General features: G+C 63.5%; 10 protein-coding genes. 1 reads left to right on the top strand and 9 read right to left on the bottom strand.

Translation table 11 applies throughout. The annotated features are described in order from the left end of the window. Positions 1 to 123 precede the first annotated feature (123 nt). From Q8K05_RS18350 to Q8K05_RS18370, 5 genes are all read right to left on the bottom strand, one after another. Positions 124 to 1,086 (bottom strand): response regulator, encoded by a 963-nt coding sequence (locus Q8K05_RS18350; protein ID WP_305248106.1) that lies wholly within the window; start codon positions 1,084 to 1,086, stop codon positions 124 to 126. Next, entirely contained in the window at positions 1,083 to 2,285 is a 1,203-nt protein-coding gene (locus Q8K05_RS18355) for a hybrid sensor histidine kinase/response regulator (RefSeq protein ID WP_305248108.1), read from the bottom strand. The genes Q8K05_RS18350 and Q8K05_RS18355 overlap by 4 nt, the downstream gene beginning before the upstream one ends. 9 nt (positions 2,286 to 2,294) lie before the next feature. Beyond that, positions 2,295 to 3,662: a sensor histidine kinase gene (locus Q8K05_RS18360; RefSeq protein ID WP_305248110.1), complete on the bottom strand. Its 1,368-nt coding sequence runs from the start codon at positions 3,660 to 3,662 to the stop codon at positions 2,295 to 2,297. Next, on the bottom strand, positions 3,663 to 5,069 hold the full coding sequence (locus Q8K05_RS18365) for a methyltransferase domain-containing protein (RefSeq protein WP_305248112.1): 1,407 nt from the start codon (positions 5,067 to 5,069) through the stop codon (positions 3,663 to 3,665). Between the two features lie 642 nt (positions 5,070 to 5,711). Further along, on the bottom strand, positions 5,712 to 6,539 hold the full coding sequence (locus Q8K05_RS18370) for a UPF0149 family protein (RefSeq protein WP_305248114.1): 828 nt from the start codon (positions 6,537 to 6,539) through the stop codon (positions 5,712 to 5,714). A gap of 305 nt (positions 6,540 to 6,844) precedes the next feature. Here Q8K05_RS18370 and Q8K05_RS18375 point away from each other — a divergent pair, with 305 nt between their 5' ends. Then, on the top strand, positions 6,845 to 8,155 hold the full coding sequence (locus Q8K05_RS18375) for an MFS transporter (protein ID WP_305248116.1): 1,311 nt from the start codon (positions 6,845 to 6,847) through the stop codon (positions 8,153 to 8,155). On the opposite strand, the gene Q8K05_RS18380 is transcribed toward Q8K05_RS18375, so the two are convergent. From Q8K05_RS18380 to lptB, 4 genes are all read right to left on the bottom strand, one after another. Next, positions 8,152 to 8,571 carry a putative toxin-antitoxin system toxin component, PIN family gene (locus Q8K05_RS18380; RefSeq protein WP_305248118.1) on the bottom strand — a complete coding sequence of 140 codons (420 nt, stop codon included), beginning with the start codon at positions 8,569 to 8,571 and terminating at the stop codon, positions 8,152 to 8,154. The two genes, Q8K05_RS18375 and Q8K05_RS18380, sit on opposite strands and share 4 nt — an antisense overlap. Next, positions 8,561 to 9,931 (bottom strand): class I SAM-dependent RNA methyltransferase, encoded by a 1,371-nt coding sequence (locus tag Q8K05_RS18385; RefSeq protein ID WP_305248120.1) that lies wholly within the window; start codon positions 9,929 to 9,931, stop codon positions 8,561 to 8,563. Before Q8K05_RS18385 ends, Q8K05_RS18380 begins: the two co-directional genes overlap by 11 nt. 192 nt (positions 9,932 to 10,123) lie before the next feature. Then, positions 10,124 to 11,671 carry an RNA polymerase factor sigma-54 gene (locus Q8K05_RS18390; RefSeq protein WP_305248122.1) on the bottom strand — a complete coding sequence of 516 codons (1,548 nt, stop codon included), beginning with the start codon at positions 11,669 to 11,671 and terminating at the stop codon, positions 10,124 to 10,126. A 226-nt stretch (positions 11,672 to 11,897) separates the two neighbouring features. Further along, the coding region (gene lptB / locus Q8K05_RS18395) for an LPS export ABC transporter ATP-binding protein (protein WP_305248124.1) at positions 11,898 to 12,577 on the bottom strand (680 nt) is incomplete at its 5' end.

Raw genomic sequence — 12,577 nt, forward strand, 5'->3', positions numbered from 1 at the left:
GTGGTTCGGTTGCAAGGAAACCTGTGCCAGACCGGGGCCGACGCTTGGCGTGTTGACCCTCGCAGCATGGCACATCCAGCCGCGCCTGCCCTTGCCTCAGGTCATTGGCTGGCGGGCGCCAGCCTATCGCTCCGCCAGTTGCTCGATCATTCGCTCCAGCCAGTCGGCCGGCAGCGCAGCCTCGGCCAAGCCGGCGGCAGGCGCTTGCAATGTCCACCCGCCCGCCTCTGACAAGACCTGAACCGGCGCGTTCCACCACAGCAGCCATGCCAGCCAGGCCGTATCAACGGCTTGCGGCAGTTGGCCCGGTGCGGCGTCCAGCAAGGCGGTCAGGGGCGCGGCCGAGGGCAGGTGCACGCCCGCACCTTGCGCCTGTGCGCCCAGCGCCCGCGCCAGCTGCGCAAAGGCGGCCCCGGGCGTGCGGTCGTCGCCAAACTCGGCCTGCCAGCGCCCCAGCCTCTGGGCAATGGCTATGCCGCGCTGCGCCTCGGCTTGCAAGAGGCCGGCGTGATCCCATTGGTGCCAGGGCGTGGGCGTCGCGTTGCATCCCGCCGCCAGCGCAGCACGTGCATAGCGGTGCATGGCCGCGCTGCTGTCGCCGCGCACCACGCCGGCGCTCAGCATCGTCAGGCTGGCCAGTCGGCTGCCCACCAGTTGTTGCTGCTGCACCAGCAGCTTCTCGCGCACCAGGTGGTCGCGCTCGTTGCGCAGATTGGCCAGCTCCAGCGCATTTTTGAGGTCGGCGTGCAGGCTGCCCATGTCCCATGGCTTGGTGATGTAGCGGTAGATTTCGCCGCTGTTGATGGGCTCGATCGCCTCGCCGAGTTCCGAGTAAGCCGTGGTCAGCATGCGCACAATGCCCGGATGGAATTCGCGCGCGTAGCCCAGCAGCTCGTTGCCGCGGGCGCCGGGCATGCGCTGGTCTGACACCAGCACCGCAATCTCGCCGCCGCGCTCGCGCAAAACAGCCTTGCCCTGCTCCACCGACGACGCGGTGATCACGGGCGCCAGGGGACTGACCAGGCGCTCAAAGTATTTGAGTGCCATGGGTTCGTCGTCCACGAAAAGAATTTTGTCTGGACTCATGGTTCAGCCCCTTCCAGGTTGTTGTCAGATTTGAATAGCAGCGTCACGCTGGCGCCGCAGCCCGGCTCGGAGCAGACCTCGATCAACCCGCCCATGGACTGCACCACGCGGCGGCAGAACAGCAGCCCCATGCCGCTGCCGCCCTGCGTGGCGCGCGTGGTCACGGGCTCGCGCGTCAGCCGCGCAAGAATTTCGGGCGCAATGCCCGGCCCATTGTCGGTGAAGCGTATGGCCGTTTGCGGCGCGCCGTCCGGGGCCATCACGCCCTTCTCCAGCGTGATGCGCAAGCTCGGCTGTGGGCCACCGCGCAAGGCAAGCAGCGCGTTTTTGGTCAGGGTACACAGCACCAGGTAAAGCAGGTCGCGCTGCCCCGGCAGAAAAAAATCGGCAGTCAGATCGCAGCGGACCCAGGCGCGCTCGTCGCCCTCGAACGGATACTCGTTGAGCAGCGCGTTCACCAGGCTGCTCGCCGGCAGTGGCGCCGTCACGGCACCCGGATAGGCGTCGCGCGCGGACTGCACAAAGGTGGCTACCAGCGACATCGCGTACAGCGCCCGGCGCTCGGCCGCCTCGATCATCGCGAGCGTATCGCCAGCGCGTTTTTCAGCGATCTGTGCGAAGCCAGGCGCTGCATCCGGGGCAGGGGCGCGGTGCCGGTCCTTGAGCGCCTCCATGTAGCCCAGCACGGTCGCCAGCGGCGTGTTCAACTCGTGCGCCAGAAAGCCCAGCGTCTCGCGCATCGCGGCGGCCCGGCCTTCAACCAGGGAATGCTCGCGCTCGCGCTGGCGGTAGATGTCCAGGGCTTCGCGAAGTCCTTCGCGCACCTGTGTATCGTCCAACGGCTTTTCCAGGATTCGCATCACCCGGCCCTGGTTGATGGCCGCGACCGCCACGTCTTTTTCGGCATAGGCCGTGGCCAGCAGCCGCACGACATGCCGGTGGTCGCGCTGGGCCGCGCTCAGCAAGGCCAGGCCATCGCGGCCTGGCATGCGGTAGTCGGTCACCAGCACCGCGATTTCCGGGCCGCGCTCGCGCAGCGCCAGCAGCGCCTCATCAGCGCCGCCGGCCGTGAGAATGGCAAATTCACCACCGAACAGGCGGGCAAACCACTTGCACGCCTGGGGCTCGTCGTCAACGTACAGGATCACGCGGGCGTCCTGGGGGAATTGAAGGGCTTGGGGAACTTGGGGCAGGGACATGGCAGTCGTTCAGGGCTGGGGCGTCGCCAGGTCAAGGGAAAACTCGGTCCACGCGCCGAACTCGCTGCTGACCAACAGCAGGCCGCCGTGGCGCTGGATGATGCCATAGCTCATGCTCAGCCCCAGGCCCAGGCCGGCGCCCACATCGCGGGTGGTGAAGAAGGGCTCCAGCACGCGGCCAATATTCTCGGGCGCAATGCCGGTGCCGTTGTCGCGCACCGCCAGCCAGAGCCGCCCGTTGCGGTGTTCGGCGCGCAGGGAAATGCGCGGCTGCTCGCGCCCCGCGCCTGCCAGCGCCAGCGCGGCATTGCTCAGCAGGTTGATCAGCACGCCAATCAGGGCCGGCTCATCGCCCAGCACATGGGTGTCTTGCGGCAGCGCAAGCTCCACCGCCACGCCCTTGAGTTCAAAGCTGGTCAGGCGCAGGGCCGACTGAATGGCCTTTTCGAGCAGAAACAGGCGCTCGCTGTCAACGCCCTGCTTTTGGTAGGCAAAGGTTTTGAGGTCAGACACGATGTTTTGCACGCGCTGCATGCCCTCGCGCGCGTCGGTCAGGCTCTCCCTGAGGTCGGTGCTTTGCGCCGCAGCCGGGTCCATCAAGGCCATGTTGATCGCCATCAGGCTGTAGTTCACCGGGTTGTTGACCTCGTGCAGCAAACCCGCCGACAAGGTGCCCAGGGCCGCCATTTTTTCGCGCTGGATCAATTGGCCTTTGACTTCGGCGAGGGCGGCGTTGGTTTCAGCCATAACCTCGTTGGCCCTTTCCAGGGCAATGTTTTTCTCGGCAACTTGATGCTGCAAACGGAACACATTCAGGCGACCGCGTTCGTTAAAATAGGTGCAAAAAGCACTTACCGAGGCTGAGAACAAGATAAACAGCGATACACCGACAAATCGGTTGGTGTTTTCCAAGCCTTGAGGGTGCCAGTAACACGCGAGGAAATAAAGCAGATAAGTGAACAAGCCGAAGCCTACATTCTCCAAAAAACCGATGGGCAAAATGATCCCTGTGGCATATAAGGCCAAGTGCAAACCTACAAAATAGATCGACTCCACCCCGTCGGTTTGCCAAATCATCCAAGAAATCATGATCTGCGGCAACGCTAGCCAGAGCAGCGTGAGTGCGGGGACGTTTTTTTGACCCAGGGAAGAGCGGCTCAGGAGCCAGAGCACCAGTAATGTCAACGCTGACGTAACTACACGTGCCAATGCAAATTCAGCAAAATGTGCTGGATAGATTGAATAGTCCAGTCCTGCACCGAACATCACCAAGACCACCGAGACGATTGCGCCCGCCTTGCTGTAGGCCAGGCGGAAATCGCTCATCTCCAGGTGGTAAGGACCGTATTTTTCGCGCCGCACAATGTTGCTGATCATTCAGACAGGTTTGGGAACCTGGAACTCGGCAAAAATATTGACGCCCGTTTCATCGGTAAAAAGGCGCGTGTTGTCACGCGGCTCGGGCAGCACGGCCGCAAAGCTGGCTTCATCGCGGTAGATCAAATGCCATTCGAGCAGGTGTTCCATCACGTTCTTGTGCGGGTTGCGGGCATGCACGTTCGTCACCATCACCGTGCCGCCAAAGCTGGTACGGCTGACAAAATACTGCAAAAGGCGCGAGCAGACTTTGTCCGAAAGGTAGTCAAACAGGCCGGCGCAGTAAACAAAATCAAAGGTCGTATCCTGCAGCAGGTCATCGCGCCTTGACGCGCGCTTTAGCAGCTGATGCACCGATTCATTCACATATTTGACTGCCACTTTCTTGCCTGTGCGTTCGCTCACCTCCTGGATGCGCGCCTTGGTGTAGTCCAGCGTTACTTCGCTGAAATCCATCAAGGTAAAGGCAATTGAGTCGGGGTTGGGGTGCTGTTCGATGAAGCGCTGAATCTCAACAGCCGGGCCACAGCCAACGTTGAGGATATTGACCTGTCGGCCTTGGGCCTGTGCCGTGGCGGCGGCCTTCATCAGGTAATCGACCAGAATATCAATACGGTTGCGGTGCGCCTCCGCCACCGCCGCCTTCAGAAAGAACGAGTTGATGATCTGAAAGTAGGTGCTGTTGCCCTGGCGCGGATCACCAATGATCTGATTAACCATTTCATAGTCGCCCGCGTAGCCCAAGGGCTTGGCAAAGGTGCGGTAGACAAATGGTGCGCGCAGCAGCAGCGGGTGCAGCGCAGTCTGCGCGAAGTTGCGGTGGACTACCGAATCCTCGGGCTGGACCAAGCATCCCTCTTCCTGTAGCCAGATAAAGTACTCGTTGCCTTTTTGCATGATCGGTTTGGCAAGATCATGAAACACGTCTGCCCGGATTCGTCCATCCGCATCGCGCGGCAGGACATCGGACATGTCGGCCTGATCGGCCCATCGCGCCGTTTCTGCAAGGAAGGCGCGGAACTCGCTGATCGCCACCTGATAGCTGCGTCCAATACGAAAACGGCTCTCCCAGTCCTCAACAAAGCGCTGCGCCTCGTCGGCCACGCGTGACAAGTCCCCGCGCACGACATTCAGGTCAGACCACTCGTCGATCAGCACCACCGACACCACCGCCATCAGCCCGGTATTGAGCAAGCTGGTCACCACCGCCTTGCCTTTGTAGATGCTCCGCTCTCCCGAGCGAACATTGAGGTCGCTGAGCACCTCGCTGACCTGGACGATCGAGTACGGGTTGTAGATTTCCACGACCAGCGAGCGGCGCTGCACGTTGGTCAGAGTGCCGCGTACGGCCTCTCCCTGGCTATTGCGAAACGTGATGACGGGATCAATGGGTCGAATTGGATGCACGGTGTCAGGCGTCCTCAAGGATGGAAAGGGCCGGGAATGCAACAACGCGTAGTTGTCACGCAGCGGGAATTGTGACACCGAAGACCGCGAGCAGACTCTTGGCATGCGAAGGCAAAATTACAGCCAGACGTCAACTGACAGGAGCGACCGTGGCAGGGCTCTGGCCTCTGCTTGTGCCCGCGCCAAAACGCACTCAAACAAGGAGAAATCCGTATGAATCCACAAAGCCGCTGGCGCGATGGCTTTGCATTGCGCCGTTTTGAAGTGAATGGCGCGCCTATTCATGCCCGGTTTTAAAAAATCGCGCGTGCTGCCGTGCACTGCGCGCCACGCTCATGAGCAGCCCCACGGCGGTCACGCTGCTGCTGCGTTGGCATGACCGACAGATGCCTGTCAGGTGCGCAAAGACAATGCGCCAGCCAATCTCGCTTGCATACGGCGCATGGCGCTGACCCAGCTCAAGCAGGAAACAACTAAAAACTCGGGATGCAGGGCAAACGTCGGCGCGCAGGCTGGGATCAGGCCTACATGGAGACCGTTCTCAGAGGGGTCTTGATCTAGATGCGATAGCCCTGCCTGAACGGGCACCAGCCGCTACAAAATCAGAAGCACTCAAGCCTGGTTTTCAGCACCCCAGACGCTTCACGCCCCGCAACACTTCTTGTATTTCTTCCCGCTCCCGCAAGCGCAAGGATCATTGCGCCCCGGCGTGGCTTCCTTGCGGATGGTTTCGACCTTGGGGCCCATGGTTTTCCACAGCTCGCGCAGGTCGTACACGGCCCAGATCGCTTCGCCGAAGGCGTTGAGCCGGGCGATGCTGGTGCTGGGCGTGCCTTCTTCGCTCAACGGCGACACTTCCAACGGGCCGGTGTCGTCTTCGGTCATGGCCACGATGGCCTGCAGCGCGCCGTCCAGCCATTTGGCGGCGTCCTTGTCGCGTGGCGCCATCCACTCGTCGGGCCAGCTTTCCACGGCAAACATGAAACCCAGCGCCCAGACCTGGGCAAAGGCCGGCAGGTCTTCGTCCTTGAAAGCGGCCTGCTCTTCGGGCGGCATGTCGGCCACGGCGCCGCGAATGTCCATGACCTCGGGGTGGTAGCAGGCATCGTCTTCGAGTGAGTTCACTTCGGCGTCGAGCGCGGTCACCACTTCGTTCCAGCGCTGGTTCCACAGGGCCAGAAAGCGTTCGCGTTGTTCATCGCTGGCAAACGAGCCGCTTTCCTCATCGGCCTCTTCGCCTTCGGCGGGCGTGCCCAGCAGCACCGACAGGTATTCCCCGGCGGCAATCGGGCGGCGCGAGCAGATCACGGCGGCCATGAAGCCTTCGCAGAATTCCCACTGCGGCGTTTCGTCGTAGCGGCTGCGCAGCTCGTCCAGGATGGCGTCGAGCTCGTCGAAGTCTTCGGTTTCCATCCACGGCGTATCGGCGGAGGTAACGAGGGTGACAGGGGGAAGGGATGATGTCGTCATAAGGGTGCAGTCCTGAGCCTCCCATGAGGCTCTTATGATGCAAGAGTGTATCTGCCGCGCCGTTTCAGCCGCATGGATTGCCCGCCCGCCAGCGCGCACGGCTTTCGCCTGCGTGATGACGTGGCTGCGGCGCCGCGTCAGCGGCAGCGCGGGGACAGCCTGCTGCGCCACCACAGGCACGAGGATTGCTATGAATTAAATAGCATATTACGCTTGATTTCATTGGACTATCGCCTGATTTGATGCTTAAACTGGCGTTACCATCTGCCGCACACTTGCCGACCCTTATCCAGAAAGAAAGCACCATGGCGATTTTTGACAGCGCAGCACTCAAGCCCGGCGTGGCCAAGCGGGAAGTCTTTGGCTGGGCCATGTACGACTTTGCCAACTCGGGCTACACCACCGTGGTGCTCACGGCGGTGTTCAATGTGTATTTCATTGGCGTGGTGGCCAACGGGGCCGCATGGGGCACGCTGGCCTGGACGCTGGCGCTGTCGGCATCCAACCTGCTGGTGCTGGTGCTGATGCCCGCCCTGGGCGCATGGGCCGACGCGCACGCGGCCAAGCGCCGCCTGCTGATGGTGGCGACGGTGGCCTGCGTGGCGACCACGGCGGCGCTGGCGCTGACGGGGCGCGGCGACTTGTGGCTGGCGGTGGCGGCGATTGTGCTGTCCAACTTTTTTTATTCGGTGGGCGAGTCGCTGACGGCGGCTTTTCTGCCCGAGCTGGCGCGCCATGAGGCGATGGGCAAGGTGTCGGGCTGGGGCTGGAGCTTTGGCTACTTCGGCGGCATGCTGTCGCTGGGCCTGTGCCTGGCCTATGTATTGCACGCGCAAGCGCAGGGGCAGGCGGCGACGGATTTTGTGCCGGTCACGATGCTGATCACGGCAGCGGTGTATGGCGCGGCCGCGCTGGTCACGTTTGCGCTGCTCAGGGAACGCGCCCGGCCGCAGCGCGCTGCGGCGCACGCCCAAACCTCTGCATGGGCCGCACTGGTGGGCAGCTGGCAGCAGGCGCAGCCCTACACCGACTTCAGGCGCCTGCTGCTGTGCGCGGTGTTTTACCAGGCGGGCATTGCCGTGGTGATTGCGCTGGCGGCGGTGTATGCCGACCAGGCGATGAAGTTCTCGCAGAGCGAGACGATGGCGCTGGTGTTTGTCGTCAACATCGCGGCGGCGGTCGGCGCGTTTGCGTTTGGCTACTGGCAGGACCGCATGGGCCACAAACGCGCGCTGGCCGCGACGCTGCTGGTCTGGATCGGGATGGTGCTGATTGCCGCGTTCACCGAAACGCGCGCCATGTTCTGGCTGGCCGCCACGCTGGCGGGCCTGGCCATGGGTTCGTCGCAAAGCGGTGGCCGGGCCATGGCCGGCACGCTGATTCCGGCGGCGCGGCTGGCGGAGTTTTTTGGCCTGTGGACCTTTGCCGTGCGCCTGGCCGCCATCATCGGTCCCATCACCTACGGCCTGGTGACCTGGCTCACCCACAACAACCACCGGCTGGCGATCCTGGCGACCGGCAGCTTTTTTGTCATCGGGCTGGTGCTGCTGCAGCGGGTGAACATGCAGCGCGGCACGGCGGCGGGGCTGAACCCAAGCCATGACGCTATAAATTAAATAGCTGCCTGCGCCCGAACACCATAGGCTATCAGCCTTTTTGACATCGAAAGCAGATGCCTGTCCTTGCTCAGCAGCAGGGCTTGGCCGGCCACGGCCAGGTCTATGAACTTCTGGTCGTCGGGGTCGCTGCAGGTCAGGCGGGCTTTGACGGCCACCGCCAGCAGGCGGGTGTGGCGGTCAAATTGCGCCAGCACATGCTCCGCAGTCATTTGGTAAAAAACCAGGCGCGGCATGATTTGGGGGTAGGCCAGCACGCGCGCCAGTTCGTCGCGCATGGCTTGCGTGGCGATCCAGTCGAGCGCGCCGGCATCCAGCGCTACCTTTAGCGGCTGCGCCGCCACATCGTTGAACACAAACACATCGAGCACGATGTTGGTGTCCAGCACGATGGGCTGGCGTTCTTTAGTCGTCACGGCGTGGCGTGGCCGCCTGGTCAGCCGCCTGATCCGCCGGCTTGCCGCGCGCCGATCCGGCCACCATGTCAAAACGGAACAGCCGGCATTCAATCGGGCCGTTCCACATCGGCACGCGGCGCGATTCCTTGAGGCGCATCTTGCTGGGCAGCTTGAGGTCTGGCGTCAGGATGTGGGCGGTCCAGCCGGCGTAGTGCTTCTTCCAGTGCGCTGCCAGCTGCGGAAAGAAGTCGGAGGCTTCTTCGCCCCAGGCGTCCTGCGCCTGTTCGCGCCCGGGGTTGGCGGAGCGGTCGCGCGGGGTGTCGGCAGCCACCTCGGGGCGGCGCAGCGGCTGGCCAAAGTCATCGACGTTCTGGCCGCGTTCGTCGCGCTGATGGCGGCTCTGAACACCCGAAATACCGGCTACGCCCGCGACATCGATCCGCTCGCCATACGGCGGATTCACCAGCATCACGCCGGTGGGCGCGGGCGGCATGCGCTGCAGCGCGTCGCCGCCGCGAAACTGCACGGCGTTGGCCACACCGGCGCGTTCGGCATTGCGCTCGGCAAAGTCCACCATGCGGAACGAGACATCGCTGCCAAACACGGGCGCCGTGGGCTCGGTGATGGCGGCTTCGGCCTGGTCGAGCAGGCCTTCCCAGACATGGCCCTGAAACGGCAAATACTTCTGGAAGGCAAACTTGCGGTTGATGCCGGGCGCGATGTTGCAGGCAATCTGCGCGGCCTCGATGGCGATGGTGCCCGAGCCGCAGCAGGGGTCGTACAGCGGCACGCCTTGCTTGCACAGCTGGTCCCAGCCGCTGGCGGCAATCATGGCGGCGGCCAGGGTTTCCTTGAGCGGGGCGTCGCCCTTGTCTTCGCGCCAGCCGCGCTTGAACAGCGGCTCGCCCGAGGTGTCGATGTAAATCGTGACGGTATCGGTGGTCAGGTGCACATACACGCGCACGTCGGGCCAGTGGGTGTCGACATCGGGGCGCACGTCGTACTTGGCCCGAAAGCGGTCGGCAATCGCGTCCTTGACCTTGAGCGCCGCAAAGTTCAGGCTGGTCAGAGGGCTGTGCTGCGCCGTGATCTCGACCTTGAAGGTCTGCTTGGGCGTAAACCAGATTTCCCAGGCCACGCTGGCCGCCGCGTTGTAGAGGTCCTGCTCGCTGCGGTAGGGGCTGTGCTGCAGCTCGATCAGCACGCGCTGGGCCAGGCGGCTGTGCAGGTTGAGCTTCATCGCGTCGCGCCAGGAGCCCTGCAGCTGCACGCCGGCGCGCCAGGCTTTGCCCTGTGTGCCGGTGATGCGCTGGACTTCGGTGGCCAGCAGGGCTTCGACGCCGGCGGCGCAGGGGAGGAAGAGTTGGAGTTGGTTCATAAGTTATGTCACTATGCTGGGCTGATCGTGAAGATCCGCCGCTTTGTTGGGTAGAACCCTTGGCCACATCAGGGCGAACGGATAAATAGTGTTCAAAAAGGGGCCGCGGGACTGGCTTTGCCAGACCGCAGGCGCAGCGGCCCCCTCGGGGGGCAGGGAGTTACGCGAAGCGAACGACCGTGGGGGCGACATTCACAAGGCCTTGCGCAGGCTGGCGGGCGCAATCCGCAGGGCTTCCCGGTACTTGGCCACGGTGCGGCGCGCGCATTCAATGCCTTGCTCCTTGAGCATTTCGGAAATCTGATTGTCGCTGAGCGGCTTTTTGGCGCTTTCCGACGCGACAAACTGCTTGATGAGCGCCCGCACCGCCGTGCTGGAAGCATTGCCGCCGGTTTCGGTGCCCAGCGCCGAGCCAAAGAAGTATTTGAGCTCGAAGGTGCCGAACGGCGTGCTCATGTACTTGGCCGTGGTGACGCGCGAGATGGTGGACTCGTGCAGCCCCAGCTCGTCGGCAATTTCGCGCAGCACCAGCGGGCGCATGGCCAGCTCGCCGTGGGTGAAGAAATTCTTTTGCCGCTCCACAATCGCGCTGCTCACGCGCAGGATGGTGTCAAAGCGCTGCTGGATGTTCTTGATGAACCAGCGCGCTTCCTGCAGCCGCTGCTGCAGCGCCTGCCCGCCCTGGCCCTTGTGCTGCTTGAGCGCATTGGCATACATGTCCTGCACACGCAGGCGGGGCATGACCTCGCGGTTGAGCGAGACCTTGAAGCCCCGGCCCGATTGGACGACGATGACGTCGGGCACGATGAGGTTGCGCTCGACATTGACAAAGCGGCGCCCGGGCTTGGGGTCGAGCCGCGCAATCACGGCGATGGCGCCCTTGATCACGTCCTCCGCAAAACCGCACAGGTGCGACAGGCGCTTGACATCGCGCTTGGCCAGCAATTCCATGGGCTGCTTGCACATGGCCAGGGCGGCACGGGTTTCAATGCACGGATCGGCATCGCGCAGCTGCAGGCTCAGGCACTCGGCCAGGTGGCGCGCGCCCACACCGGCCGGCTCCATGTGCTGCAGCAGTTTCAGGGCCATGGCGAAATGCTGCTCCAGTTCCTCGGTCTGCTCCAGATCGCTGCCGGCCAGGCCTGCGGCCAGCGAGGCCAGGCTGTCTTCGAGGTAGCCGTCGTCATTGAGCGACTCAATCAGGAAATGCAGCGCCGCACGGTCCACCTCGGACAGGCGCAGGCCGAGCGCCTGCCGGTGCAAATGGTCCTGCAGCGTCTCGTGGGCACCGGCCAGGTCGGAGGCTTCGGCGTCGCTGTCGTCGAGGTTGTTCTTGCGGGCGGGCGCGTCGCCGCCCCACTCGCTGTCGTCGGGCGAGGACTCGACCGAGCCGTCGCCTTCCCAGCTTTCTTCCAGCGTGGGCTCCTGGCTGGACTCGGCGCTGGATTCGGAGTCATTCTGGCCTGCAGCCAGTGTCCCATCTGCACCAGAAGCTATTGAAACAGTAGCAGACTCAAACTCGCGGTTGTCCTGACTGACCGGCGTATCGGTCTGCTCCAGGCCAAAGTCCTCGCGCACGGCGGCCTCTTCAGCCATTTCCAGAAACGGGTTTTCATCAAGCATCTGCTCGACTTCCTGGCTCAGCTCCAGCGTGGACAGCTGCAGCAGGCGAATCGACTGCTGCAGCTGGGGCGTGAGCGCCAGGTGCTGCGAGACGCGAAGGGAAAGGCCTTGCTTCATGCTGCCCCCACGCTCCCCACTGCGTGTGGTTCGCTGCCCCCCGAGGGGGCCGCCCCGCCTGCGGCCTGGCGAAGCCAGTTCCGCGGCCGGTACTTGCACGAGCGGGGAAGGGTGTTCGCGCATCTGGCAAGCACGCGCCGCGGAACCGGCTTTGCCGGGCCGCAGGTGACGGCCCCCTGAGGGGGGAGGCGGCTACACGAAGTGAGCAAGCAACGGGGGGGAGTCATTACATTTTGAAGTGTTCGCCGAGGTAAACGCGGCGAACATCGGCGTTGTCCACGATCTCGGACGGGGTGCCATTGGCCAGCACATGGCCGTCACTGATGATGTAGGCGTGGTCGCAAATGCCCAGCGTTTCACGCACGTTGTGGTCGGTGATCAGCACGCCAATGCCGCGCGCTTTCAGAAAACCGATGATGCGCTGGATCTCGATCACGGCAATCGGGTCAATGCCGGCAAAGGGCTCGTCGAGCAAAATAAAGCGCGGCTGGGTTGCCAGTGCGCGCGCAATCTCGACGCGGCGGCGCTCGCCGCCTGACAGCGCAGGCGCGGGCGAGTCGCGCAAATGGTCGACCCGCAGATCTTTCAGCAAGGCATTGAGCCGCTGGTCGATTTCGGCCTGGCCGAGCGGCTTGCCCGCGTCGTCCTGCTGCAATTCGAGCACGGCGCGCACGTTTTGCTCCACCGTGAGCTTGCGGAAAATCGAGGCTTCCTGCGGCAGGTAGCTCAGCCCCAGCCGGGCGCGCTGGTGAATCGGCATGTGCTCGATCGGCTGGCCGTCGATGGAAATTTCACCGGCGTCGGCACGCACCAGGCCCACGATCATGTAGAACGAGGTGGTCTTGCCCGCGCCATTGGGGCCCAGCAGGCCGACCACTTCGCCCTTTTCCACGGTCAGCGACACAT

The sequence above is a fragment of the Polaromonas sp. genome (assembly GCF_030682935.1).
Classification (GTDB): Bacteria; Pseudomonadota; Gammaproteobacteria; order Burkholderiales; family Burkholderiaceae_C; genus Polaromonas.